This is a genomic window from Enterobacter sp. 18A13 (genome assembly GCF_007035975.1).
Taxonomy (GTDB): Bacteria; Pseudomonadota; Gammaproteobacteria; order Enterobacterales; family Enterobacteriaceae; genus Enterobacter; species Enterobacter vonholyi.
Map to the genome: position 1 here is coordinate 279,378 of NZ_AP019634.1, position 24,941 is coordinate 304,318.

At 56.5% G+C, this 24,941-nt stretch carries 23 protein-coding genes; 16 read left to right on the top strand and 7 right to left on the bottom strand.

The genetic code is table 11. From position 1 onward, the window contains the following. The first annotated feature begins 8 nt into the window (after nt 1-8). The 4 genes from FOY93_RS01295 (at nt 9) to psiE (ending at nt 4,081) form a co-directional block, all read left to right on the top strand. Nucleotides 9-647, top strand: a complete 639-nt coding sequence (locus tag FOY93_RS01295; protein ID WP_143344519.1) for a YjbF family lipoprotein — start codon at nt 9-11, stop codon at nt 645-647. Then, on the top strand, nt 644-1,381 hold the full coding sequence (locus FOY93_RS01300; RefSeq protein ID WP_133293570.1) for a capsule biosynthesis GfcC family protein: 738 nt from the start codon (nt 644-646) through the stop codon (nt 1,379-1,381). Before FOY93_RS01295 ends, FOY93_RS01300 begins: the two co-directional genes overlap by 4 nt. Next, on the top strand, nt 1,381-3,477 hold the full coding sequence (locus FOY93_RS01305) for a YjbH domain-containing protein (RefSeq protein WP_133293571.1): 2,097 nt from the start codon (nt 1,381-1,383) through the stop codon (nt 3,475-3,477). Before FOY93_RS01300 ends, FOY93_RS01305 begins: the two co-directional genes overlap by 1 nt. 193 nt (nt 3,478-3,670) lie before the next feature. Next, nucleotides 3,671-4,081, top strand: a complete 411-nt coding sequence (gene psiE / locus FOY93_RS01310; protein WP_000202963.1) for a phosphate-starvation-inducible protein PsiE — start codon at nt 3,671-3,673, stop codon at nt 4,079-4,081. A 97-nt stretch (nt 4,082-4,178) separates the two neighbouring features. Here the strand turns inward: psiE and malG are convergent, their stop codons facing one another. The 3 genes from malG to malE form a co-directional block, all read right to left on the bottom strand. Continuing rightward, on the bottom strand, nt 4,179-5,069 hold the full coding sequence (malG, locus tag FOY93_RS01315) for a maltose ABC transporter permease MalG (protein ID WP_023310002.1): 891 nt from the start codon (nt 5,067-5,069) through the stop codon (nt 4,179-4,181). Between the two features lie 14 nt (nt 5,070-5,083). Next, on the bottom strand, nt 5,084-6,628 hold the full coding sequence (gene malF / locus FOY93_RS01320; RefSeq protein WP_136195996.1) for a maltose ABC transporter permease MalF: 1,545 nt from the start codon (nt 6,626-6,628) through the stop codon (nt 5,084-5,086). A gap of 125 nt (nt 6,629-6,753) precedes the next feature. Further along, the gene (malE, locus tag FOY93_RS01325) at nt 6,754-7,944 is read right to left on the bottom strand and encodes a maltose/maltodextrin ABC transporter substrate-binding protein MalE (RefSeq protein ID WP_143344520.1); all 1,191 of its coding nucleotides are present in this window, start codon (nt 7,942-7,944) and stop codon (nt 6,754-6,756) included. Between the two features lie 370 nt (nt 7,945-8,314). Between malE and malK the strand changes: the two genes are divergently transcribed. From malK to ubiA, 5 genes are all read left to right on the top strand, one after another. Then, complete coding sequence (malK, locus tag FOY93_RS01330; protein WP_023310005.1) at nt 8,315-9,424, top strand: maltose/maltodextrin ABC transporter ATP-binding protein MalK; 1,110 nt, start codon at nt 8,315-8,317, stop codon at nt 9,422-9,424. A gap of 71 nt (nt 9,425-9,495) precedes the next feature. After that, nucleotides 9,496-10,821, top strand: coding sequence for a maltoporin (locus tag FOY93_RS01335; RefSeq protein WP_047173657.1), 1,326 nt, complete (start codon nt 9,496-9,498; stop codon nt 10,819-10,821). 111 nt (nt 10,822-10,932) lie between these two features. Then, nucleotides 10,933-11,892 (top strand): maltose operon protein MalM, encoded by a 960-nt coding sequence (gene malM, locus FOY93_RS01340; protein WP_133295391.1) that lies wholly within the window; start codon nt 10,933-10,935, stop codon nt 11,890-11,892. A gap of 180 nt (nt 11,893-12,072) precedes the next feature. Beyond that, nucleotides 12,073-12,570: a chorismate lyase gene (gene ubiC, locus FOY93_RS01345; protein WP_021242729.1), complete on the top strand. Its 498-nt coding sequence runs from the start codon at nt 12,073-12,075 to the stop codon at nt 12,568-12,570. Nucleotides 12,571-12,582: 12 nt separating this feature from the next. Continuing rightward, the gene (gene ubiA, locus FOY93_RS01350) at nt 12,583-13,452 is read left to right on the top strand and encodes a 4-hydroxybenzoate octaprenyltransferase (RefSeq protein WP_143344521.1); all 870 of its coding nucleotides are present in this window, start codon (nt 12,583-12,585) and stop codon (nt 13,450-13,452) included. A gap of 87 nt (nt 13,453-13,539) precedes the next feature. Here the strand turns inward: ubiA and zntA are convergent, their stop codons facing one another. Both zntA and FOY93_RS01360 read right to left on the bottom strand, forming a co-directional pair. Beyond that, nucleotides 13,540-15,711, bottom strand: coding sequence for a Zn(II)/Cd(II)/Pb(II) translocating P-type ATPase ZntA (zntA, locus tag FOY93_RS01355; protein ID WP_143344522.1), 2,172 nt, complete (start codon nt 15,709-15,711; stop codon nt 13,540-13,542). A gap of 76 nt (nt 15,712-15,787) precedes the next feature. Then, nucleotides 15,788-16,414, bottom strand: coding sequence for a lysoplasmalogenase (locus tag FOY93_RS01360; protein ID WP_024906687.1), 627 nt, complete (start codon nt 16,412-16,414; stop codon nt 15,788-15,790). Between the two features lie 129 nt (nt 16,415-16,543). On the opposite strand from FOY93_RS01360, the gene FOY93_RS01365 reads away from it, so the two are divergent. After that, the gene (locus tag FOY93_RS01365) at nt 16,544-16,900 is read left to right on the top strand and encodes a DUF2500 domain-containing protein (protein WP_143344523.1); all 357 of its coding nucleotides are present in this window, start codon (nt 16,544-16,546) and stop codon (nt 16,898-16,900) included. Nucleotides 16,901-16,960: 60 nt separating this feature from the next. Here the strand turns inward: FOY93_RS01365 and FOY93_RS01370 are convergent, their stop codons facing one another. Beyond that, nucleotides 16,961-17,242: a DUF1145 family protein gene (locus tag FOY93_RS01370; RefSeq protein ID WP_143344524.1), complete on the bottom strand. Its 282-nt coding sequence runs from the start codon at nt 17,240-17,242 to the stop codon at nt 16,961-16,963. Continuing rightward, a complete protein-coding gene (gene rsmD / locus FOY93_RS01375) occupies nt 17,226-17,828 on the bottom strand; it encodes a 16S rRNA (guanine(966)-N(2))-methyltransferase (RefSeq protein WP_143344525.1) in 603 nt (200 codons plus the stop codon). Before rsmD ends, FOY93_RS01370 begins: the two co-directional genes overlap by 17 nt. Before the next feature lie 127 nt (nt 17,829-17,955). Between rsmD and ftsY the strand changes: the two genes are divergently transcribed. The 6 genes from ftsY to livJ all read left to right on the top strand — a co-directional run bounded on the left by ftsY (nt 17,956) and on the right by livJ (nt 24,941). After that, nucleotides 17,956-19,416 carry a signal recognition particle-docking protein FtsY gene (gene ftsY, locus FOY93_RS01380; RefSeq protein WP_143344526.1) on the top strand — a complete coding sequence of 487 codons (1,461 nt, stop codon included), beginning with the start codon at nt 17,956-17,958 and terminating at the stop codon, nt 19,414-19,416. 2 nt (nt 19,417-19,418) lie between these two features. After that, nucleotides 19,419-20,084, top strand: coding sequence for a cell division ATP-binding protein FtsE (gene ftsE / locus FOY93_RS01385; protein WP_045402529.1), 666 nt, complete (start codon nt 19,419-19,421; stop codon nt 20,082-20,084). Beyond that, nucleotides 20,077-21,132: a permease-like cell division protein FtsX gene (gene ftsX, locus FOY93_RS01390; RefSeq protein ID WP_045909157.1), complete on the top strand. Its 1,056-nt coding sequence runs from the start codon at nt 20,077-20,079 to the stop codon at nt 21,130-21,132. Before ftsE ends, ftsX begins: the two co-directional genes overlap by 8 nt. A gap of 251 nt (nt 21,133-21,383) precedes the next feature. Then, entirely contained in the window at nt 21,384-22,241 is an 858-nt protein-coding gene (gene rpoH, locus FOY93_RS01395) for an RNA polymerase sigma factor RpoH (RefSeq protein ID WP_115876938.1), read from the top strand. Between the two features lie 136 nt (nt 22,242-22,377). Then, nucleotides 22,378-23,643, top strand: a complete 1,266-nt coding sequence (locus tag FOY93_RS01400; protein ID WP_143344527.1) for a 4-aminobutyrate--2-oxoglutarate transaminase — start codon at nt 22,378-22,380, stop codon at nt 23,641-23,643. A 197-nt stretch (nt 23,644-23,840) separates the two neighbouring features. Then, nucleotides 23,841-24,941: a branched chain amino acid ABC transporter substrate-binding protein LivJ gene (livJ, locus tag FOY93_RS01405; protein WP_143344528.1), complete on the top strand. Its 1,101-nt coding sequence runs from the start codon at nt 23,841-23,843 to the stop codon at nt 24,939-24,941.

Below are 24,941 nucleotides of genomic sequence, written 5' to 3' on the forward strand. Positions count from 1 at the left end.
GAAGAGTCGTGAAGCGACCTGCAATCATTCTGATTTGCCTGCTGCTGCAGGCGTGCTCGGCCACCACTAAAGGGCTGGGAAATTCACTGTGGGAAAGCATGTTCGGCACGCCGGGCGTGCATCTGACCGATGACGAACTTCAGAACATGCCTTATGCCAGTCAGTACATGCAGCTTAACGATGGCCCGCAGCTTTTTGTGGTGCTCGCTTTCGATGAAAACGGGCAGCAGAAATGGGTGACGCAGGATCAGGCCACCATCGTGACGCAGCATGGCCGTATCGTGAAAACCCTGCTGGGCGGCGACAACCTGCTGGAGGTGAATAATCTCGCCGACGACCCGCTGATCAAGCCGAACCAGATCGTCGACGGCGCAGGCTGGACGCGCACGATGGGCTGGACTGAACACAAGCAGGTGCGTTACGCCACGGCACGCTCGACCTTCCGCTGGGACGGCACCGACAGCGTGAAGGTCGGCAGCGACGAAACGCAGGTTCGCGTGCTGGATGAAGAGGTCATCACCTACCAGGCCACCTGGCACAACCGCTTCTGGATTGACGAGGAAGGGCAGATCCGCCAGTCATTACAGTATCTTGGTGCCGGATTCTTTCCGGTCAAAACCACCCTGATCAAGGCGGCGAAATCATGAAAATGCTCATCCACGCTGCGCTTATCGCCAGTTTTGCCGCGCCGCTGGCATGGTCCGCCGGGACTGTGAAGGTCTACACGCCGGACAGTGAAAAACCCAAAACCTTAACCCACGCCGAGCATCTTCTCGATCTCGTCGGACAGCCAAGGCTCGCCAACAGCTGGTGGCCAGGCGCGGTCATCGCTGAACGGCAGAAGACCGCTGAAGCGGAACAGCAGCACAAGGCGCTCCTTGCCAGGCTAACGGGATTAGCGGAGCAGGAAGACGGCGACGACGCGGCGGCGATTAATAGCGTTCGCCAGCAGCTGCAGGCGCTGAAGGTGACGGGCCGACAGAACGTCAATCTTGACCCGGATGACGTGCGCGTCACGGAAAACGGCAACCCGACCCTGGAAGGGGACTATACGCTCTGGCTTCCGGCGAAGCCGACGACGGTGACCGTGATGGGGCTGATCGGCAGCCCGGGTAACAAGCCCTTTACCCCCGGTCGTGACGTGGCGAGTTATCTCGACGAGCAGAGTCGGCTGAGCGGCGCGGATAACAGCTACGCCTGGGTGATTTACCCCGACGGCCACACGCAAAAAGCCCCCGTTGCTTACTGGAATAAACGTCATATCGAACCCATGCCGGGCAGCATTATTTTTGTCGGTTTTGCCGACCATTTCTGGACGAAGGCGTATGACGGGCTTAACGCCGATATCCTTCACTCCCTGATTCAGCGGATACCGGAATAATGAAAAGAACCTATCTCTACAGCATGCTGGCGCTCTGCGTGAGTGCCGCCTGCCATGCAGAAACGTATCCGGCACCCATTGGCCCGTCTCAGTCAGACTTCGGCGGCGTCGGTTTACTGCAAACGCCCACCGCGCGTATGGCGCGCGAAGGGGAAATTAGCCTTAACTACCGTGATAACGACCAGTATCGCTACTACTCGGGGTCAGTGCAGCTGTTCCCGTGGCTTGAAACCACGCTGCGCTATACCGACGTGCGGACGAAACAATACAGCAGCGTCGAGGCGTTCTCAGGCGATCAGACCTACAAAGATAAAGCCTTCGACGTCAAGCTGCGCCTGTGGGAAGAGAGCTACTGGATGCCGCAGGTCTCCGTGGGCGCCAAAGATATCGGCGGTACCGGCCTGTTTGATGCGGAATACATCGTGGCCAGCAAGGCCTGGGGGCCGTTCGACTTCTCGCTTGGCCTGGGATGGGGCTATCTCGGCACCAGCGGAAACGTGAAAAACCCGTTTTGCTCCTACAGCGATAAATACTGCTACCGCGATAACAGCTATAAGAAAGCGGGCTCCATCAACGGGGATCAGATGTTCCACGGTCCAGCATCGCTGTTTGGCGGTGTGGAGTATCAAACCCCATGGCAGCCGTTACGCCTGAAGCTGGAGTACGAGGGGAATGATTACTCGCAGGACTTCGCCGGGAAGATTGAGCAGAAGAGCAAGTTTAACGTCGGCGCAATTTATCGCGTCACCGACTGGGCCGACGTTAACCTCAGCTACGAGCGCGGCAATACGGTGATGTTCGGCTTCACGCTGCGCACCAACTTTAACGACATGCGGCCGCACTACAACGACAACGCGCGGCCTGCATACCAGCCGGAACCGCAGGATGCGATTCTGCAGCACTCAGTGGTGGCAAACCAGCTGACGCTGCTGAAATACAATGCCGGCCTGGCGGATCCGAAAATTCAGGTGAAAGGCGATACGCTTTACGTCACCGGCGAGCAGGTGAAATACCGCGACTCGCGGGAAGGGATCGAGCGCGCCAACCGGATCATCATGAACGATCTGCCAGAGGGGATCCGCACGATCCGCGTGACCGAGAATCGTCTCAACCTGCCGCAGGTGACGACGGAAACGGATGTTGCCAGCCTTAAGCGCCACCTCGAAGGCGAGCCGCTGGGACATGAAACCGAGCTGGTGCAAAAACGCGTTGAGCCGATCGTCCCAGAAACCACAGAGCAGGGCTGGTATATCGACAGGTCGCGCTTCGATTTCCATATCGATCCGGTGCTGAACCAGTCCGTCGGTGGGCCGGAAAACTTCTACATGTATCAGCTGGGCGTCATGGCGACGGCGGATCTGTGGCTGACCGACCATCTGCTGACCACCGGCAGCCTGTTCGGCAACATCGCCAATAACTATGACAAGTTCAACTACACCAACCCGCCAAAAGACTCGTCGCTGCCGCGCGTGCGTACCCGCGTGCGTGAGTACGTGCAGAACGATGCTTACGTGAACAACCTGCAGGCCAACTACTTCCAGTACTTCGGCAACGGCTTCTACGGCCAGGTGTACGGCGGGTATCTGGAAACCATGTACGGCGGCGCGGGGGCGGAAGTGCTTTATCGTCCTGTCGACAGCAACTGGGCGTTCGGGATTGATGCTAACTATGTTAAACAGCGTGACTGGCGCAGCGCGCAGGACATGATGAAGTTCACCGACTACAGCGTCAAAACCGGTCACCTGACCGCCTACTGGACGCCGTCGTTCGCGCCTGACGTGCTGGTGAAAGCCAGCGTAGGCCAGTACCTGGCGGGCGATAAGGGCGGTACGCTGGACATCTCCAAACACTTCGATAGCGGCGTCGTGGTGGGCGGCTACGCCACCATTACGAACGTCTCGCCGGACGAATACGGGGAAGGGGACTTCACCAAGGGAGTCTATGTGTCGATTCCGCTGGATCTCTTCTCGTCAGGCCCAACCCGCAGCCGCGCAGCGGTTGGCTGGACGCCGCTGACGCGCGACGGCGGCCAGCAGCTTGGACGTAAGTTCCAGCTGTACGACATGACCAGCGATAAGAACATTAACTTCCGCTGATGCCCCTCACCCTAACCCTCTCCCCAAAGGGGAGAGGGGATCGCTCGGTTCTGTCTTTTCCCCCTCGCCCCTTTGGGGAGAGGGCCGGGGTGAGGGGAATCCTCTCCGGTGCGCTAAACATAAACAAAAAATATAGATCTCCGTCACATTTTTGCGTTATACAGAAACCTCGCCCTGGAGAATGAGGTGCTGTATGACATCCCTGACTCGCCCGCGCGTTGAGTTTATCTCAACTATCCTCCAGACCGTGCTGAACCTCGGTCTGTTGAGCCTTGGCCTGATACTGGTCGTCTTTTTGGGTAAAGAGACGGTGCATCTGGCGGATGTGCTGTTTGCCCCTGAACAAACCAGCAAATATGCGCTGGTGGAAGGCCTGGTGGTCTACTTTCTCTACTTTGAATTTATCGCCCTGATTGTGAAGTATTTTCAGTCCGGCTTTCACTTCCCACTACGTTATTTTGTCTACATTGGGATCACCGCCATTGTGCGGCTGATCATCGTCGATCATAAATCCCCGCTCGACGTGCTGATCTACTCGGCGGCGATCCTGCTGCTGGTGATCACCCTCTGGCTGTGCAATTCGAAGCGGCTGAAACGGGAATAAAAAAATGGCGCTCCGAAGAGCGCCTAACAACAGTCACAAGTTGGGTCAATACAATACGTCTAAAGTTGAGGGTTGCAGTGGCATAACAAAATGAAACTTAACCTTTCACACCGCCCGCCGTCAGGCCGTTCACCAGCCAGCGCTGCGCCAGCAGGAACACCACGGTAATCGGGATGGCAGAGAGTACGGCCGCCGCGGCAAAGTCGCCCCACAGGTAGTTTTGCGGGTTGAGGTATTGCTGCATACCCACGGCCAGGGTGTAGCTGTTCACATCACGCAGTAACAGTGAGGCAACCGGTACTTCAGTGATCGCAGCGATAAACGACAGGATAAACACCACCGCCAGAATCGGCACCGACAGCGGCAGCAGCACCAGGCGGAACGCCTGCCACGGGGTAGCCCCATCCAGCGCGGCGGCTTCTTCCAGCGAGCCGTCGATAGTTTCGAAATAGCCTTTAATGGTCCACACATGCAGTGCGATACCGCCAAGGTAGGCGAAGATCACGCCGCCGTGGGTGTTCAGGCCGATAAACGGGACGTACTGGCCCAGGCGGTCAAACAGGGCATACAGCGCCACCAGCGACAGCACCGCCGGGAACATCTGGAAAATCAGCATCCCTTTCAGCAGCGTCGCTTTGCCCGGGAAACGCATACGGGCAAAGGCGTAGGCGCAGGTGGTGGAAAGTGCCACGATACCAATGGCGGTAATGCCTGCGATTTTCACCGAGTTCCACAGCCACAGCAGCACCGGGAACGGCGGCGGCGTGACGCGGCCATCCGCGTGTTCCACGCTAAAGCCCAGCGCGAGCTTCCAGTGCTCCCAGGAGATTTCGTCCGGGATCAGGCTTCCTGTCGCGAAGTTACCCGAACGCAGGGAGATGGCGATAACCATCAGCAGCGGGAACATGATCGCCGCGATGAAAATCAGCAGGCCTAAGTGCGTCGCCAGGAGGCGCAACTTCTGAGATTTGGGTTGTACCATTGCCATGATCGATGCCCTCCTTAGTCAAATTTCATACGTGTAGCTTTCAGGTTCACAATCGCCAGTGCGCCTACCAGCAGGAAGATCAGGGTGGCAATCGCTGCCGCCAGACCGAAGTCCTGGCCGCCGCCGCCTTCGAAGGCGATACGGTAGGTGTAGCTCACGAGCAGGTCGGTATAGCCTGCCGGCGTCGTAGTGCCGAGGCGGTCCGGGCCGCCGTTGGTCAACAGCTGAATCAGCACGAAGTTGTTAAAGTTAAAGGCGAAGCTGGCAATCATCAGCGGGGTGAGCGGCTTGATGAGCAGCGGCAGCGTAATCTTAAAGAAGTTCTGGAACGGACCCGCACCGTCCATCGCCGAAGCTTCGTACAGGTCATCCGGGATGGCCTTCAGCAGCCCCATGCACAGGATCATCATGTACGGATAACCCAGCCAGGTATTCACGATGATGATCATCGAGCGGGCGGTGGTTGGGTCGCTGAACCAGGCCGGTTTGATGCCGAACAGGGCGCTCAGCATCATGTTGATTTCACCGAAGCTCTGGTTAAACAGCCCTTTGAAAATCAGAATCGAGATAAACGACGGCACGGCATACGGCAGAATCAGCAGCACGCGGTAGATTGCTTTGCCCTTCAGGGATTCCCACTGGACCAGACAGGCCAGAACCATGCCCACGGCAACGGTCAGTATCACCGTCAGCACCGAGAAGACCACCGTCCAGACAAAGATGGCGAAGAAGGGTTTCTGAATGCCTTCGTCGGTAAACACGCGGGTAAAGTTGTCCCAGCCGATGGTGACTGTGTAGCCCGGGCTGAGCTTGTCATCACCCCATTTGCCGTCGGCAGTAATGGACTGATAGAAACCAATGTCGTTATTCGGACGGTACTTCACGCCGCTCTGGTTGTTGGTCAGCGTGCCGTCATCCGCCAGGGTATAGAGCGGTTGGGTGCCTGAGAACTGGCGCAGCGAGCTCATGGTCACTTTGCTTTCATCTGGCAGCACGGCGGTGAGCTGGGTCAGCGCCTGGCGGTTCTGGGTAATGACGCGCAGGTTGGCACGTTCACCTTCCGGCAGGGCCTCGGCCTCTTTTAAGGCCAGCTTCTGCTCGCCGCCAAATTTGAACGCGTCGGAAACGTAGTATTTGCCGCTTGCTTCGTCAGTAAGCGCTAACTTCCACTCGTTCCCCGCAGGATAGAGGCCGAAGTTAAAGGTCTTGCCTGCCTGATATGAGCGATCCAGCAGGACCTGCTGGGCGCGTTCCTGCGCAAGCTGGTTGGTGCTGCTGTAGTTGGTAAACGCAATGGCGATGGTGCAAATCAGCGGGAACAGGACAAACAGCCCCATCCCGGCCACGCCCGGGTAGACATAACGCCAGGCATAGGCTTTACGGTTGGCGAAAATATACAGGCCAGCAGAGCTTAAAATCAGCGTCATGATGGCGAACAGATATTCCCCTTGTACGTACATTAAAACAACAAGGTAACCCACCAGCAGACACAGCAGACCTATCGCTGACCACTTCAGCGCGTCGCTTTGCCACCAGCGTTTCTTTTTAATGACATCCATGGGGTTTTTCCTCTACAACGTTTGATCTTTTCTCCCTCTCCTGGGGGAGAGGGCCGGGGTGAGGGCGTGCGAATAGCGACAACCCTCACCCTAACCCTCTCCCAAAGGAAGAGGGGACTACGTCATTACTTAGTAATACGACCCTGAGCATCTTTCAGCGCGGCATCAACGGTCTGGCGACCGCTTGCAGCGTTGATGACCGCGGTACGGGTGGCGTACCAGAACGCAGCCATCTGCGGGATGTTCGGCATGATTTCGCCTTTCTGGGCGTTATCCATGGTAGCCGCGATACGTGGGTCTTTCGCCAGCTGATCCTGGAAGGATTTCAGCGCAACGGCGCCCAGCGGTTTGTCCTTGTTCACTTCATCCAGACCCTGATCGGTCAGCAGGTAGTTTTCCAGGAACTCTTTCGCCAGCTCTTTGTTCGGGCTGGCGGCGTTGATACCCGCGCTCAGCACGCCAACGAACGGTTTAGACGGCTTGCCTTTGAAGGTTGGCAGCAGCGTCACGCCGTAGTTGATTTTGCTCTTATCGATGTTGGTCCAGGCCCACGGACCGTTGATGGTCATCGCGGTTTCGCCTTTGTTGAACGCCGCTTCCGCGATGGAGTAATCGGTATCCGCGTTCATCTGTTTGTTCTTGATCAGGTCAACCAGGAAGGTCAGGCCCGCTTTCGCACCTGCGCTGTCGACGCCCACGTCTTTTACGTCGTATTTGCCGTTTTCAAACTTGAACGCGTAACCGCCGTCGGCAGCAATCAGCGGCCAGGTGAAGTACGGCTCTTGCAGGTTGAACATCAGGGCAGATTTACCTTTCGCCTTCAGCTCTTTATCCAGTTTCGGGATCTCTTCCCAGGTTTTCGGTGGGTTAGGCACCAGGTCTTTGTTATAAATCAGAGACAGGGCTTCAACCGCGACAGGATAAGCGATCAGCTTGCCGTTATAGCGAACAGCGTCCCAGGTGAACGGGAACAGCTTGTCCTGGAAAGCTTTGTCCGGGGTGACTTCAGCCAGCAGGCCAGACTGCGCGTAACCACCGAAACGGTCATGCGCCCAGAAGATGATGTCCGGGCCGTCGCCGGTTGCCGCAACCTGCGGGAATTTCTCTTCCAGTTTGTCCGGGTGTTCTACGGTAACTTTGATGCCGGTGTCTTTCTCGAATTTTTTGCCCACTTCGGCCAGGCCGTTATAGCCTTTGTCGCCGTTAATCCAGATAACCAGTTTGCCTTCTTCAATTTTGGCGAGCGCCGGTGCGGAAATCATCATTGCTGCGAGGGCGGACAATGCGAAAACGCGTGCGCCAGTCTTGATATTCATAGCTGCCATCCTTTTTGGTGATGTCTCGTGGTATGACTTCAGTGGTTCAACGTGTCTCAGTCTCCTTATTTGACATCCTCTTTCCATCCTCCCAACCCCTACGCCCCACCCCCCGTTTGTGTGATCTCCGTTGCATAAATTTAAGTTATGAGTGCTGGCGCACATAAAAACCCACCGAATTTTGCAGGCGGCTTCACGAATTTTGCCTCAGCCCTCCCACGGCGGTCGCAGAGCCTGCTCTCTCATCCTCCCGCCTCCTCCCCCATAAAAAAGGCGGGGGGTGGAGGATTCGGGAAAGTAATGGATACCCCATAGTGAACTTATCTTGAATGTTTCTGTCGGTGACAGGTTGTAACGAAGGGAGAAGGGCATGGCGAGCGTACAGCTGCGTAATGTAACGAAAGCCTGGGGTGACGTTGTGGTGTCGAAAGACATCAATCTGGACATCAACGAAGGCGAATTCGTGGTGTTTGTTGGCCCATCAGGCTGTGGTAAATCTACTCTGCTGCGTATGATTGCCGGTCTTGAAACCATCACCAGCGGCGACCTGCTGATTGGTGATACCCGAATGAATGACATCCCGCCTGCCGAACGTGGCGTAGGCATGGTGTTCCAGTCTTATGCACTCTATCCCCATCTTTCCGTTGCCGAGAACATGTCCTTTGGCCTGAAGCTGGCCGGCGCGAAGAAAGAGGTCATTAACCAGCGCGTGACGCAGGTAGCTGAAGTATTACAGCTGGCGCACCTGCTGGAGCGTAAGCCGAAAGCGCTTTCCGGCGGTCAGCGTCAGCGCGTGGCGATTGGCCGTACCCTGGTCGCCGAGCCGCGCGTCTTCCTGCTCGACGAACCGCTTTCCAACCTGGATGCCGCCCTGCGCGTCCAGATGCGTATCGAAATCTCCCGTCTGCACAAGCGTCTTGGCCGCACGATGATTTACGTCACCCACGATCAGGTCGAAGCGATGACCCTCGCCGACAAAATCGTGGTGCTGGATGCCGGTCGCGTGGCGCAGGTGGGTAAACCGCTGGAGCTGTATCACTACCCGGCAGACCGCTTTGTTGCGGGCTTCATTGGCTCGCCAAAGATGAACTTCCTGCCCGTCAAAGTGACCGCGACAGCCATTGAACAGGTACAGGTGGAGCTGCCAAACCGCCAGCAGGTCTGGCTGCCGGTCGACAGCGCCAACGTACAGGTCGGGGCAAACATGTCCCTCGGTATTCGCCCTGAGCATCTGCTGCCGAGCCACATCGCTGATGTGACCCTGGAAGGTGACGTTCAGGTCGTCGAACAGCTTGGTCACGAAACACAGATTCATATCCAGATCCCCGCCATCCGTCAGAACCTGGTCTACCGCCAGAATGACGTGGTGTTGGTAGAAGAGGGTGCCACATTCGCTATCGGCTTGCCGCCAGAGCGTTGCCATCTGTTCCGTGAGGATGGCACTGCATGTCGTCGGTTGCATAAAGAGCCAGGCGTTTAAGCAATCCCAAAAGAAGACACGAAACCGACAGGTGAAGTGTTCAAAGAAAAGCAATGATCTCAGGAGATAGAATGATGATTACTCTGCGCAAACAAGTCCCTCTGGCAATCGCCATTGCGGCAGGCATCCTGTCTGCCCAGGCGGGTGCTGTAGATTTTAAAGGTTATGCTCGTTCTGGCATCGGCTGGACCGGGAGTGGTGGTGAACAACAATGTTTCCAGACCACCGGTGCGGATTCTAAATATCGTCTTGGTAACGAGTGTGAAACCTATGCGGAAGTTAAATTAGGCCAGGAAGTGTGGAAAGAAGCGGACAAGAGCTTCTATTTCGATTCCAACATCGCCTATAAAACTGCTCAGCTTAACGACTGGGAAGACAGTAACACGCCAGCAGTGCGTGAGTTTAACGTCGTAGGTAAAAACCTGATTGATTCACTGCCAGGGGCAAATATTTGGGCAGGTAAGCGTTTCTATCAACGTCATGACGTTCACATGATCGACTTCTACTACTGGGATATTTCTGGTCCTGGTGCAGGTCTGGAAAACGTTGATGTCGGTATAGGTAAACTCTCTCTCGCAGCAACTCGTTCTTCTGAATCCGGCGGCTCCTCGGCTTTTGGCGATCGCGATCCGAATACCGGTCTGCGTACCTATAACAACAAAGTGCCAAACGACGTGTTTGATGCGCGTTTAGCCGGTATGGAAATTAACCCGGGCGGTACTCTGGAACTGGGTGTTGACTACGGCCATACCAACATTCCTGACGATTACTACCTGCAGCCTGGTGCATCGAAAGATGGCTGGATGTTCACTGCAGAACACACCCAGAGCATGATGAAAGGCTTCAACAAGTTTGTGGTGCAGTACGCCACCGACTCCATGATTTCTCAGGGTAAAGGTCAGGCGCGTGGGGGTGCTGTTGATAATGACGGCAGCCTGATCCGTATCCTCGACCACGGTGCGATCACGCTGGCGGATAAATGGGACCTGATGTACGTCGGTATGTATCAGGATATCGATCGTGACAACAATCAAGGTACCACCTGGTACACCGTGGGCGTGCGTCCAATGTACAAATGGACGCCTATCATGAGCACCTTGCTGGAAGTGGGATATGACAACGTCAAATCTCAGCAAACCGGCGATCGTAACGACCAATACAAAATCACTCTGGCACAACAGTGGCAGGCGGGTGACAGCATCTGGTCCCGTCCAGCGATTCGCGTGTTCGCTACCTACGCCAAGTGGGATGAGAAATGGGGTTACGTGAAGACCGACTCTGAGGGTAACTTCTCTTCCACTGCTGCAAGCAACAGCACTGTAACTCCGTTCGGTACGACCAGCCGTGGTGACAGCGATGAGTGGACCTTCGGTGCTCAGATGGAAATCTGGTGGTAATTTTAGACGTTAATGTATTTAAAAGAGGGGCTTAGGCCCCTCTAACTCATAACGCATTTCTCGGAAAGTATGCGCTATTGCCTGGCTACCATGCTTTCGAATAATGAGGTCATAACGATGAAAAAAAGTCTCTTAGCACTCTGTCTGACGGCGGGCATGTTTGCTGCATTACCAGCAGTGAGCTTGGCTGATGTCAATATCGTTCCGCAGAACACGACTGCTGCGCCTGCGATCCCCTCTGCCACACTGCAAAGTCTGAACTGGGTGCCCGTGAATGTGGCACAAACCCAGACCATCGAGTTGGGGAATACAGGACAGACCCTGAATGTACCGGGAATTTCAGGACCGGTTGCTGCATGGAGTGTCCCTGCAAATGTGGGTGAGTTAACGTTAACGCTTGTCAGTGAAGCCGACAAAACACCCTCTGTATTTGCACCAAACGTGTTAGTGCTTGATCAAAACATGTCGCCTTCAGCTTTTTTCCCAAGCAGTTATTTTACCTATCAGAAACCCGGCGTCATGTCGGCTGACCGCCTTGAGGGCATACTGAAACTGACACCCGCTTTAGGCCAGCAAAAGATTTATATCCTCGCGTTTACTACGCCCGAAGATCTGCAGCGCACCACCAAAATGATTGATCCGGCAAAATCCTATGCTCAGGGGGCGGGTAACGCTATTCCTGATATTCCTGATCCGGTCGCACGCCACGTGACGAACGGTACGCTAAAACTCAAAGTTCAAACAAACACCAGCTCCAGTATTCTGGTCGGGCCGTTATTCGGATCCTCTGGCCCTGCTGCTGTCACCGTTGGCAACACTGCGGCACCTGCACCTGCCTATACCGCACCCGCTGCCACGGCAGCCGCACCGGTAGCGACTGCAGCGCCTGCCCCGGCGAAGAAAGCCGAGCCGGTACTGAACGACACCGAAGAGTACTTCAACAACGCCATTAAGCAGGCGGTGAAGCGCGGCGATGTCGATAAAGCGCTGAAGCTGCTTGATGAAGCCGAACGTTTAGGTTCAACCACTGCCCGTTCCACCTTTATCAGCAGTGTAAAAGGCAAGGGGTAACCGTTTCCCCACAGTGCTGATTTGTTAGTAGTTTGGTGCGCCTGAGTGGGCGCACTTTTTTTCGTATCGGCCAGGCTGTTGCGCCCATGTTGCGATCGTGATCGTTAAATAACGTTTGGCCCCCCTCAATCCGTGTTTCTGCGATACAATGCCATTACGTTATGTATCGGAGAGTCTGGCATGTCACACCCTGCGCTAACGCAACTGCGTGCGCTGCGCTATTTCGACCAAATACCTGCGCTTGATCCGCAGCAGCTGGACTGGTTGCTGCTGGAAGATTCCATGACGAAACGTTTTGAGCAACAGGGTAAAACGGTCACGGTGACCCTGATTCAGGAAGGGTTTGTCTCTGGCGATGAGATCGCCAACGAGCTGCCGCTGCTGCCGCACGAGCCACGTTACTGGCTGCGCGAAATTTTGCTCTGTGCCGATGGCGAGCCGTGGCTTGCCGGACGGACGGTAGTGCCCGAGTCCACCCTTTCCGGGCCAGAACTGGCACTGCAACGTCTGGGGAAAACGCCTCTGGGGCGTTACCTTTTCACCTCGTCTGAGCTTACCCGGGATTTTATTGAGATTGGTCGTGATGCTGAACTGTGGGGGCGTCGTTCCCGCCTTCGCCTGAGCGGTAAACCGTTAATACTGACGGAGCTTTTTTTACCGGCATCACCGTTGTACTAAGAGGAAGAAAAAATGGAGTGGAGCCTGACGCAGAATAAGCTGTTGGCGTATCACCGCTTAATGCGTACCGATAAACCCATTGGCGCGTTGCTGCTGCTGTGGCCGACCCTCTGGGCGCTGTGGCTTGCCACGCCGGGCGTGCCGCCGCTGTGGATCCTGGGCGTGTTCGTTGCCGGCGTCTGGCTGATGCGCGCGGCGGGCTGCGTGGTGAATGACTATGCCGATCGTAAATTCGACGGTCATGTTAAGCGTACTGCCGGTCGTCCGTTACCCAGCGGGCAGGTCACCGGGAAAGAAGCCCGCGTGCTGTTTATTGTTCTGGTGCTGCTCTCTTTCCTGCTGGTGTTAACCCTGAACACCATGACCATTCTGCTTTCCATTGCGGCGCTGGCCCTGGCCTGGGTTTATCCGTTTATGAAGCGCTATACCCACCTGCCTCAGGTGGTGTTGGGCGCGGCGTTTGGCTGGTCGATTCCGATGGCGTTTGCGGCGGTTAGTGAGTCCTTACCGCTCAGCTGCTGGCTGATGTTCCTGGCGAACATTCTCTGGGCGGTGGCTTACGACACGCAATATGCAATGGTAGACCGCGACGATGACCTGAAAATCGGCATCAAATCCACCGCCATCCTCTTTGGTCGTCACGACAAGCTGATTATCGGTATCCTGCAGGTCGCGGTATTGGCGCTGATGGTGGCGATTGGCCGCCTGAACGGGCTGAACTGGGAGTTTTACTGGTCCGTGCTGGTGGCGGGGCTGCTGTTTGCTTATCAGCAGAAGCTGATTGCGAAGCGTGAACGTGATGCCTGCTTCAAGGCGTTTATGAACAATAACTACGTCGGTCTGGTGCTGTTTTTAGGCCTGGCGATGAGCTATTTCTTATAAAAAAGTCGGGTGGCGGCTTCGTCTTACCCGATCCACGATCTGGCAGGAAATGTAGGCCCGGTAGCGTTAGCGCCACCGGGCGTTTTTTTACCGGCGACGCAGCAGCCGAAGCGCGTTCGCCGTCACCAGCACCGTTGCCCCGGTATCCGCCAGCACCGCCAGCCACAGTCCGGTCATGCCGAGCAGGGTCGTCACCAGGAAAATCCCCTTCAGCCCGAGCGCGATGCCGATGTTCTGACGGATATTGGCCCGCGTCGCGCGCGCAAGATCGATCATCTGGGCCAGCCCGGTCAGGCGGTTGTGGGTCAGCGCCGCGTCGGCGGTCTCCAGCGCCACGTCAGTACCGCTACCCATCGCAATACCAATGGTGGACGCTTTCATCGCCGGGGCATCGTTGATCCCGTCACCGACCATCGCCAGCGGAGCCTGAGCGTTCAGCTCCGTCACCGCGCTGACCTTATCCGCAGGCAGCAATCCGGCTTTAAACGCCAGCCCCAGCTCACCGGCAATCGCTGCCGCCGCGCGAGGGTTATCACCGGTGAGAATCACGCCCTTCACGCCCAGCTGATGCAGCGCCGCCACGGCCTCTTTTGCGTCATCGCGCAGGGTGTCGCGTAGCGCCAGCATCCCTTTTGCGGTGCCGTCCTGCATGACGGTCACGACAGTCTGTCCGGTCTGTTCTAACGTCTCCACCTCTCGAGTAGAAGACTTACCCGCCGCGACAATCAGCACCTTTTTACCGTCAACGGTGGCCTCAATCCCTGACCCTACCAGCGCCCGCTGGGCGGTTGCCGGAGGTATGTTTAGTCCGCGCGACTGCGCTTCACGCACAATCGCCTGCGCCAGCGGATGGGTGGAGCCCTGTTCAACGGCGGCGGCCAGGGCCAGCAGTTCATCCTCACTGATATCCTGCGGATACACGCCGGTCACCTGCGGCTTGCCCACGGTCAGCGTACCGGTTTTATCAAAAGCGATATGCTGGACCTGGCTGAGCTGCTCCAGCGCCGCGCCGCCCTTAATCAGCGCCCCGCGACGTGCCGCAGCCGCCAGACCGGACGTAATCGCCGCCGGGGTGGAAATCACCAGCGCGCATGGGCAGCCGATCAGAAGCAGCGTCAGCCCTTTATAAATCCAGCCCTCCCACGGCGCGCCAAAGAACAGCGGTGGGACGACGGTAACCAGCAGAGCCACCAGCATAATGGCGGGCGTGTAGATCCGGCTGAAGCGGTCGATAAAGCGTTCGACCGGCGCGCGGCGCTCCTCAGCCTCTTCAATCAGCTTCAGGATACGGTCGATGGCGCTGTCGCCTGGCTCGGAAAGAACCTTAAGCTGCACCAGACGATCGACGCTGGTGGCGCCTGCAGGCACTTTTTCACCCTCCTCACGTTCAACCGGAATGGACTCGCCGGTCAGGGCGCTTTCATCAAAGCTTGCGGTGGCGGTAAGCAGCGCGCCGTCTGCAGGCAGGCGTCCGCCTGCCGCGACTTCTATCACGTCGCCCGGACGCAGCGTAGTGATGGCGACCGTTTCACGCGTACCGTTTACCACGCGCGTGGCGGTTTCCGGCTTCAGCGCCATCAGCGCGCTGACCCCTTTACGCGCCCGGCTCGCCGCCCAGCCCTCAAGACGTTCGCCGATTAAGAACAGCAGCAGCACCATCGCCGCTTCTGCCGTCGCGCCAATGAACAGCGCGCCGATGGCCGCCACGCTCATCAGCGTTTCGATGGCAAACCAGCTGCCGCTTTTCATCAGGCGCAGCGCCTGACGGGCAATCGGGAACAGACCGACCAGGGTGGTGGCGATAAACGCCAGATTGCCGAACGGGTGGTTAATCTGCTCCAGACCCCAGCTCAGGGACATCATGATGATGAGGGTAATGAGCGGCAGATTTTCTTTCAGGGAGGAGACTTTTTCAACGGGCGCCGTTTCGCTGCGCAGGGTATAACCTGCCTTGCTGACGGCGGCTTCAACCTGCTTGCTGACGTCGTTATCGGCGCTAACCAGCAGCTTTTCGGTGGCGAACAGCACCTGAACGTGACTCACGCCCGGCACCTGTTTGACGGCGTTTTCCACTTTGCGCACGCAGGCGGCGCAGTCCATGCCGTTGACGACCCAGCTGTAGCAGTTGCCGCTTTCAGGAAGGGGTTGAGTTTGCGTTTCGCACGCGCCTTCGCAGCAGCAGTCGTCTTTCGACGGAACCGGGCTGAGCTTAAGTGCCGAGAATTGAGGAACTTTTTTAGGTATTTCTGGAGTCGACATGGCAGTCTCCGGCAATGATAATTTTCTCATTAACCGCAGCATACACTCTGGAGTCGACTCCAGAGTCAAGCGCTATTTAGATATACAGCGAACGCACAATCAGGAAATGCCCGGCAAAGTAACAGGCGGCGGCAATCGCGTTATCCGCCCGGAAGCGGCGGCGATAGTGGCTGCCCAGCCAGACGACGTTACCGATCAGCAGCAGTGCGGCGCCGAAGAACGCTGACATCGCCGGAGCGGTCGGACGGAAGAACCACAGTTCACCTGCCAGCCATACCATTACCAGCGTCATGGCGATAAATGTACAAACCGGCAAACGCATCTCTTCCAGACGCGACCAGATCACCGCGATCAGCAGGGCGCCAATCACCAGCAGGACCAGCGGCAGCGGCCAGAAGAAAGAGAGCGTCATCTGGCTGGCGAAGTAGATGGTATACAGCAGATGCGACAGGAAAAATGCCCCTACGGCATACAGCAGGCGCTGGCGCGGCAGCAGGGTCAGGGCATCGCCAATCAGAGAGGCGCACAGCCCGGCGAGCACCAGATAGCTGACGGCATTAAACATTGGCGCTTGCCAGGCCAGCAGCAGCAGGAGCAGCAGCGTGACCGGTTTAAACAACCAGCGCTGCCAGGTGGGACCACGGTACGACGCATCGACATAAAGCCATGCGGAAAAACAGACAGCGATAAATGACCAAAGCATATTAACTCCCTGTATCTGTTAAGCCTGAATAATCAGTTTCTGATCCAGTGTAGTGACGCGGGCGGGCGTTTGGCAATGGTGGGGAAGGCAAGGTATCCTGAATTCCGCATAATCTGATGGGATTTTTCAATGAGCAAGATGCCGCTTTTTTTCATTATCGTGGTGGCGATTATCGTCATTGCCGCCTCGTTTCGTTTCGTGCAGCAGCGCCGCGAGAAGGCGGATAACGATGCCGCACCGCTGATGCAAAAGCGCGTGGTGGTGACGAACAAGCGTGAGAAGCCGCTCAACGACCGCCGCTCGCGCCAGCAGCAGGTGACGCCTGCAGGAACCAGCATGCGCTATGAAGCGAGCTTTAAGCCGGAAACGGGCGGCCTTGAGATGACCTTCCGCCTGGAGGCGCAACAGTACCACCAGCTGACGGTGGAAGAGAAAGGAACGCTGAGTTACAAAGGGTCGCGGTTTGAAGATTTTAGGGCTGAGTAATGCGCGATCGTTTCCCTCTCCCTGTGGGAGAGGGTTAGGGTGAGGGCATCAGGCCGCACCTTACTTCTTCACCTGCGCCTTAAACTCCTTCATCCACACCAGCAGTTCAAACACGCCGAAAATAAAGACGCGCAGCTGCTGCCAGCCCGTCATCTGCGGGCCGTCTTTCGGCAGGCCGTTTTTCAGCATCACCATCTGCAGGGCGTGCATAAACGACGTGAAAATCAGCGCCACGTTAACGAAAATGTTCATCGGGCGCGGGAACGGGTGCACCAGATTCAGAATCAAGAACGCCCAGACGCCCAGCATCAGCAAGCGTCCCAGGTTAATCAGTACCGGCATCGGATCCTCCTTGTGCCTGACGGTGATAAAGACGATAAGCAACCTGACCTGCCACTTTTTCACGGTGCAGATCCCAGTGGGCGGGAACCGGCGGTAAACCGTTTTCCACTTCGCTTTCAACATAAATTAGCGCGTCATTCGCCAGCCAGCCGTTTTGCTCCAGCAGGGATAACGTCTCCTCCAGCAGCCCCTTGCGGAACGGCGGGTCGACAAACACCACGTTATGCGGCGTGCCCTTTTGCGCGAGGAAGCTCAGCGTGTTGGTGTTCACCACTTTGGCGTTGCTCGCCTTCAGCGTCGCCAGATTTTGCTGCAGCGTCTGCGCAACGCCGCGCTCCATCTCCAGCAGCGTGGCGCTGGCGGCATAGCGCGACAGCGCTTCCAGCCCGAGGGCGCCGCTTCCGGCGAAGCAGTCCAGACAGTGGGCGTCTACCATAGACGGAGCCAGCCAGTTAAACAGCGTCTCGCGCACGCGGTCGGTAGTTGGGCGTAAACCGGGGCTGTCCGGCACCGGTAATTTCCGGCCTCGCCACTGACCGCCGATAATACGAATTTGACCGGCCGGGGCGCGGTTGGGTTTCTTCATCTCAGGAAAGCTCTGTTAACAATTGGCCTGCGATTGCGGGCGGTGATGTCAATTAAGTAAAGTGTTAGACTATTTCATCATTTTTTTAGCTTCCATGTATATAGCGCCGCGAGGAGTGTAGTCGCAGATGGCAAAACAAAAAAAACGTGGCTTCTTTTCCTGGCTGGGCTTCGGTGAAAAAGAGCAAGAAACAGAACAGAAAACCGAAGAGCAACAAGCCGTTGAAGAGCAGTCGCAGCCTGAAACGCCTGTAGAAACCGCCGCGGTTGTCGAAGCGGAAGAAACGGCGCCCAGCAAAGAAGAAATTGAATCCTTTGCACAAGAGGTGATTGAAGTCACTGAACAGGTTCAGGAGAACGAGAAGCCAGAACCGATTATCGTCGAAGCCGTTACCGAAGCGCCACAGGCCGTTATCGAGCATGAAGAGCTGCCGCTGCCGGAAGAGGTCAAAGACGAAGCGGTGTCTGCCGAAGAGTGGCAGGCCGAAGCGGAAACCGTTGAAATCGTTGAGGCGGTGGAAGAAGAAGCGGCGCTCGAGCCGGAGCTGACCGACGACGAGCTGGAAGCCCAGGCGCTGGCGGCGGAGGCAGCTGAAGAAGCGGTCATCGTTGTGCCGGTAGAAGAGCAGGCCGAAGACGAGATCGTTCAGGAGCAGGAAAAACCGACCAAAGAAGGTTTCTTCGCGCGCCTGAAGCGCAGCCTGCTTAAAACCAAAGAAAACTTAGGTTCCGGATTTATCAGTCTGTTCCGCGGCAAGAAGATCGACGACGATCTGTTTGAAGAGCTGGAAGAACAACTGCTGATTGCTGACGTTGGGGTAGAAACTACCCGTAAGATCATCGCCAATCTGACCGAAGGGGCGAGCCGCAAACAGCTGCGCGACGCCGAAGCGCTGTACGGTCTGCTGAAAGACGAGATGGGTGAAATTCTCGCAAAAGTTGATGAACCGCTTAATATTGAAGGCAAAACGCCATTTGTTATTCTGATGGTCGGCGTGAACGGCGTGGGTAAAACTACCACCATCGGCAAGCTGGCGCGCCAGTTCGAGCAGCAGGGCAAATCGGTGATGCTGGCGGCGGGCGATACCTTCCGTGCAGCGGCGGTTGAGCAGCTGCAGGTGTGGGGCCAGCGCAACAACATTCCGGTGATTGCCCAGCATACCGGCGCGGATTCCGCGTCCGTGATCTTTGACGCCATCCAGGCGGCGAAGGCGCGCAACGTGGACGTGCTGATTGCCGATACCGCAGGGCGTTTGCAGAACAAATCGCACCTGATGGAAGAATTGAAGAAAATCGTTCGCGTCATGAAGAAGCTGGACGAAGACGCACCGCATGAAATTATGCTGACCATTGATGCCAGCACCGGACAGAACGCCATCAGCCAGGCAAAACTGTTCCATGAAGCGGTAGGACTGACGGGGATCACGCTGACCAAACTGGACGGCACCGCGAAAGGCGGGGTGATTTTCTCCGTGGCTGACCAGTTCGGCATTCCTATCCGTTACATCGGTGTGGGCGAGCGTATTGAGGATTTACGTCCGTTTAAGGCGGACGACTTTATTGAGGCATTATTTGCCCGAGAGGACTAACAATGATTCGCTTTGAACACGTCAGCAAGGCCTATCTCGGTGGGAGACAAGCGCTGCAGGGGGTCACATTCCACCTGCAGCCGGGCGAGATGGCATTCCTGACCGGCCATTCCGGCGCGGGGAAAAGTACCCTGCTCAAGCTTATCTGTGGGATCGAGCGGCCAAGCGCCGGGAAGATCTTTTTCAGCGGCCATGAGATCAGCCGCCTGAAAAACCGTGAGGTGCCGTTCCTGCGTCGCCAGATCGGCATGATTTTCCAGGATCACCACCTGCTGATGGATCGCACCGTTTTCGATAACGTGGCCATTCCGCTGATTATTGCCGGCGCCAGCTATGACGATATCCGCCGCCGCGTCTCTGCGGCGCTGGATAAGGTCGGGCTACTGGACAAAGCGAAGAACTTCCCGATCCAGCTCTCCGGCGGTGAACAGCAGCGCGTGGGTATCGCCCGCGCGGTGGTGAACAAGCCTGCGGTGCTGCTGGCGGATGAACCGACCGGTAACCTGGACGATGCTCTGTCAGAAGGGATTTTGCGTCTGTTTGAGGAATTTAACCGCGTAGGGGTTACCGTATTGATGGCAACGCACGACATCGGGCTGATTTCCCGTCGTTCGTACCGCATGCTGACCCTGAGCGACGGTCATTTGCACGGAGGCCACGGTGAATAAGCGTGATGCAATAAACCAGATTCGGCAGTTCGGGAACCGGTTTGACCGTTTCCGTAAGCCGCAGGGCGGGGGTGACGGCAATCGTAATGCGCCGAAGCGCCAGAAGGCCGCGCCAAAACCGGCCTCCCGTAAAACCAACGTGTTTAACGAGCAGGTGCGCTACGCGTTCCACGGCGCGCTGCAGGACCTGAAAAGCAAACCGCTGGCGACGTTCCTGACGGTGATGGTGATCGCCATCTCCCTCACGCTTCCAAGCGTCTGCTATATGGTCTATAAAAACGTCAACCAGGCGGCCTCCCAGTATTATCCGTCCCCGCAGATCACGGTCTATCTGGATAAAGCGCTCGACGATAACGCGGCGGCCCAGGTGGTTGGGCAAATTCAGGCCGAGCAGGGCGTAGAGAAGGTCAACTATCTCTCACGTGAAGACGCGCTGGGCGAGTTTCGTAACTGGTCTGGATTTGGCGGCGCGCTGGATATGCTCGAAGAGAACCCGCTGCCCGCCGTGGCGGTGGTGATCCCTAAGCTGGATTTCCAGGGGACCGATTCGCTTAACACCCTGCGCGATCGCATCACGCGCATTAAGGGCATTGATGAAGTGCGCATGGATGACAGCTGGTTTGCGCGCCTTTCTGCTCTCACCGGGCTGGTAGGCCGCGTCGCGGCGATGATTGGCGTGTTGATGGTGGCGGCGGTCTTCCTCGTCATCGGCAACAGCGTGCGCCTGAGCATCTTTGCCCGTCGCGATACCATCAACGTGCAGAAACTGATTGGTGCGACGGATGGCTTCATCCTCCGACCGTTCCTTTACGGTGGCGCACTGCTCGGTTTTTCCGGCGCATTTCTTTCACTGATATTGTCAGAAATTTTGGTGATGCGGCTTTCGTCTGCCGTGACTGAAGTGGCGCAGGTTTTCGGAACGAAGTTTGATATCAGTGGCTTAGGGTTCGATGAGTGCCTGTTACTGCTGCTGGTGTGTTCGATGATTGGGTGGGTGGCAGCGTGGCTGGCAACCGTTCAACATTTACGTCACTTTACTCCCGACTAATAAAAGCGTGATATAATCTTTCCCTGCACCGAGATGTTCGCTCTGCAGGGAAAGCGTCCCTGTTGTCTCTTCCCCTGTTATCATCTCCATGTCACATTTTGTGCGTAATTTATTCACCGTTGCACCTGGAACTTGTGGATAAAATCACTGTCTGATAAAAGAGTGAATGCTAATCTCGTTGCTCAAACGCTTTGGCATGGTTGTTGCCTGACGGGGACAGCCTGGACCAGAAGAAATACTGAGAGGAATGAATGACCAAAGAAATGCAAACTTTAGCTTTAGCCCCTGTTGGTAACCTGGAATCTTATATCCGGGCTGCGAACACCTGGCCGATGTTAACGGCCGAGGAAGAAAAGGAGCTTGCTGAAAAGCTGCATTACCAGGGCGATCTGGAAGCAGCGAAAAAGCTGATCCTGTCTCACCTGCGCTTTGTTGTTCACATTGCTCGTAATTATGCGGGCTATGGCCTGCCGCAGGCGGACTTGATTCAGGAAGGTAACATCGGCCTGATGAAGGCTGTGCGTCGCTTCAACCCGGAAGTGGGTGTGCGACTCGTCTCCTTCGCCGTACACTGGATCAAGGCAGAAATTCATGAATACGTGCTGCGCAACTGGCGTATCGTGAAAGTCGCCACGACAAAAGCGCAACGCAAACTGTTCTTTAACCTGCGTAAAACCAAGCAGCGTCTGGGCTGGTTCAACCAGGATGAAGTGGAAATGGTGGCGCGCGAGCTGGGCGTAACCAGCAAAGACGTGCGTGAGATGGAATCCCGTATGGCCGCGCAGGACATGACCTTTGATATGTCCTCCGACGACGACGCATCCGACAGCCAGCCGATGGCACCGGTTCTGTATCTGCAGGATAAAACCTCTAACTTTGCTGACGGCATCGAAGAGGACAACTGGGAAGATCAGGCCGCGAACAAGCTGACCCATGCGATGGAAGGCCTCGACGAACGTAGCCAGGATATTATCCGCGCCCGCTGGCTGGACGAAGACAACAAGTCCACGCTGCAGGAGCTGGCCGACCGCTACGGCGTCTCTGCAGAACGTGTGCGTCAGCTTGAAAAGAACGCCATGAAAAAACTTCGCGCCGCTATCGAAGCGTAATTTCTGCGAAGTACACCGAGAACCCCTGGATGAGAGTCTGGGGGTTTTGTTTTTTTAGCGCCCGCTCTGGCGAATTCCCTCCCCCTGGCAAACACTTACTGATGCGCTAAGCAGGCGACTTTCTCAGGGGGACAGGGTGAAAAACAACGAACTGAACGACCGGCGTTTACAGGCGACGCCGCGCGGCATCGGCGTGATGTGTAACTTCTATGCCGGTAAAGCCGAAAACGCCACGGTGTGGGACGTGGAAGGCAATGAGTATATCGACTTCGCCGCCGGGATCGCGGTGCTGAATACCGGCCATCGGCATCCCAAAGTCATTTCCGCCATCGAAAAACAACTTCACGCGTTTACCCACACGGCCTACCAGATTGTGCCGTACGAAGGCTACGTGGCGCTTGCCGAGCGTATCAACGCACGCGTGCCCGTAGAAGGTCCTGCCAAAACGGCGTTCTTCTCCACGGGGGCTGAGGCGGTCGAAAACGCGGTCAAAATTGCGCGCGCCTATACCAAACGTCCTGGCCTTATCACCTTCGGCGGCGCGTTCCACGGCCGCACCTTTATGACTATGGCGCTGACCGGCAAAGTTGCGCCGTACAAGATCGGCTTCGGACCCTTCCCCGGCTCGGTTTACCACGCGCAGTATCCGAATGACCTACACGGCGTCAGCACCGCTGAGGCGTTAAAAAGCCTGGAACGTATCTTTAAAGCGGATATTGCTCCTGACCAGGTCGCGGCGATTATTCTCGAACCGGTTCAGGGGGAGGGCGGCTTCAACATTGCGCCTGCTGATTTTATGCAGGCTCTTCGCGCCCTGTGCGATACCCACGGTATTTTGCTGATTGCCGACGAGGTGCAAAGCGGCTTCGCCCGCACCGGCAAGCTTTTCTCGATGGAACACCACTGCGTGAAGCCGGACCTGATCACCATGGCAAAAAGCCTGGCGGGCGGGATGCCGCTCTCGGCGGTATCGGGCCGTGCCGACGTGATGGACGCGCCTGCGCCGGGCGGGCTGGGCGGCACCTACGCGGGTAATCCGCTGGCGATTGCCGCAGCGCACGCGGTGCTGGACGTGATTGACGAGGAAGATCTCTGCACGCGCTCGGCGCATCTCGGCCATCACCTGGTGGAAGTGCTCAACAAAGCCAAGGAACACTGCCCGTATATCGCTGACATTCGCGGGCAGGGCTCGATGGTGGCGGTAGAGTTTAACGACCCGCAAACGGGCCAGCCTTCTCCGGAATTTACCCGCCAGGTGCAGGAACGTGCGTTGAACCAAGGGCTGCTTCTGCTGAGCTGCGGCGTCTACGGCAACGTCATTCGTTTCCTCTATCCGCTGACTATCCCTGAAGCGCAGTTCCGGAAAGCGCTGGATATAATCTCCGCGTCGCTGACACGTTAAAGCCGCAAGCCCGGCGGTAAATCCTGCCGGGCTTATCATATATTCATTTCAAATTAGCTATTCCAAAATCATAAAAATCGGGTATGTTTTAGCAGAGTATGCTGAAAAAGCGCGGACAGCACACCTATAACTGACATAAAGCGCTGCACAACAACATCACAACAATCGTAATAACCATAATAATGGGGAATCTCAGGATGAACATGAAGGGTAAAGCGTTACTGGCAGGATGTATCGCGTTGGCATTCAGCACCATGGCACAGGCAGACATCAAGGTGGCTGTGGTTGGCGCGATGTCCGGTCCGGTAGCACAGTACGGCGACCAGGAATTTACCGGCGCTGAACAGGCGGTTGCAGACATTAATGCTAAGGGCGGTATCAAAGGCGAAAAACTGCAGATCGTAAAATATGATGATGCCTGTGACCCGAAACAAGCGGTCGCGGTCGCGAACAAAGTGGTGAACGACGGGATCAAATACGTTATCGGTCACCTGTGCTCTTCCTCTACTCAGCCCGCGTCTGACATCTACGAAGACGAAGGTATTCTGATGATCACTCCGGCAGCGACCGCACCGGAGCTGACTGCGCGTGGCTACAAGCTGACCCTGCGCACCACCGGCCTGGACTCAGACCAGGGCCCAACCGCGGCGAAATACATCGTTGAAAAAGTGAAGCCGAAGCGCATTGCTATCGTTCATGACAAGCAGCAGTACGGTGAAGGTCTGGCGCGTTCAGTGCAGGACAACCTCAAGAAAGCCAATGCCGACGTGGTGTTCTTCGACGGGATCACCGCCGGTGAGAAAGACTTCTCCACCCTGGTGGCGCGTCTGAAGAAAGAGAATATCGACTTCGTATACTACGGCGGCTACCATCCGGAAATGGGCCAGATCCTGCGTCAGGCGCGCGCTGCGGGCCTGAAAACCCAGTTTATGGGCCCGGAAGGCGTGGCGAACGTTTCTCTGTCTAACATTGCGGGTGAATCAGCCGAAGGTCTGCTGGTGACCAAACCGAAGAACTACGACCAGGTCCCTGCGAACAAACCTATCGTAGATGCCATCAAGGCGAAGAAACAGGATCCAAGCGGCGCGTTCGTCTGGACCACCTACGCGGCGCTGCAGTCTCTGCAGGCAGGTCTGAACCAGTCAGCCGATCCGGCTGAAATTGCCACCTGGCTGAAAGCGAATACGGTTCAGACCGTTATGGGGCCACTCTCCTGGGACGAGAAGGGCGACCTGAAGGGCTTCGAGTTCGGCGTGTTTGACTGGCATGCCAATGGCACGGCGACAGACGCAAAATAA

Coding starts and splice junctions, on each gene's coding strand:
- psiE (WP_000202963.1), top strand. CDS start 3,671: ATGACATCCCTGACTCGCCCGCGCGTTGAGTTTATCTCAACTATCCTC.
- FOY93_RS01360 (WP_024906687.1), bottom strand. CDS start 16,414: ATGCTTTGGTCATTTATCGCTGTCTGTTTTTCCGCATGGCTTTATGTC.
- ubiA (WP_143344521.1), top strand. CDS start 12,583: ATGGAGTGGAGCCTGACGCAGAATAAGCTGTTGGCGTATCACCGCTTA.
- malE (WP_143344520.1), bottom strand. CDS start 7,944: ATGAATATCAAGACTGGCGCACGCGTTTTCGCATTGTCCGCCCTCGCA.
- ftsY (WP_143344526.1), top strand. CDS start 17,956: ATGGCAAAACAAAAAAAACGTGGCTTCTTTTCCTGGCTGGGCTTCGGT.
- livJ (WP_143344528.1), top strand. CDS start 23,841: ATGAACATGAAGGGTAAAGCGTTACTGGCAGGATGTATCGCGTTGGCA.
- malK (WP_023310005.1), top strand. CDS start 8,315: ATGGCGAGCGTACAGCTGCGTAATGTAACGAAAGCCTGGGGTGACGTT.
- malF (WP_136195996.1), bottom strand. CDS start 6,628: ATGGATGTCATTAAAAAGAAACGCTGGTGGCAAAGCGACGCGCTGAAG.
- FOY93_RS01365 (WP_143344523.1), top strand. CDS start 16,544: ATGAGCAAGATGCCGCTTTTTTTCATTATCGTGGTGGCGATTATCGTC.
- FOY93_RS01370 (WP_143344524.1), bottom strand. CDS start 17,242: ATGCCGGTACTGATTAACCTGGGACGCTTGCTGATGCTGGGCGTCTGG.
- malG (WP_023310002.1), bottom strand. CDS start 5,069: ATGGCAATGGTACAACCCAAATCTCAGAAGTTGCGCCTCCTGGCGACG.
- ubiC (WP_021242729.1), top strand. CDS start 12,073: ATGTCACACCCTGCGCTAACGCAACTGCGTGCGCTGCGCTATTTCGAC.
- rpoH (WP_115876938.1), top strand. CDS start 21,384: ATGACCAAAGAAATGCAAACTTTAGCTTTAGCCCCTGTTGGTAACCTG.
- FOY93_RS01305 (WP_133293571.1), top strand. CDS start 1,381: ATGAAAAGAACCTATCTCTACAGCATGCTGGCGCTCTGCGTGAGTGCC.
- rsmD (WP_143344525.1), bottom strand. CDS start 17,828: ATGAAGAAACCCAACCGCGCCCCGGCCGGTCAAATTCGTATTATCGGC.
- FOY93_RS01300 (WP_133293570.1), top strand. CDS start 644: ATGAAAATGCTCATCCACGCTGCGCTTATCGCCAGTTTTGCCGCGCCG.
- FOY93_RS01335 (WP_047173657.1), top strand. CDS start 9,496: ATGATGATTACTCTGCGCAAACAAGTCCCTCTGGCAATCGCCATTGCG.
- ftsE (WP_045402529.1), top strand. CDS start 19,419: ATGATTCGCTTTGAACACGTCAGCAAGGCCTATCTCGGTGGGAGACAA.
- zntA (WP_143344522.1), bottom strand. CDS start 15,711: ATGTCGACTCCAGAAATACCTAAAAAAGTTCCTCAATTCTCGGCACTT.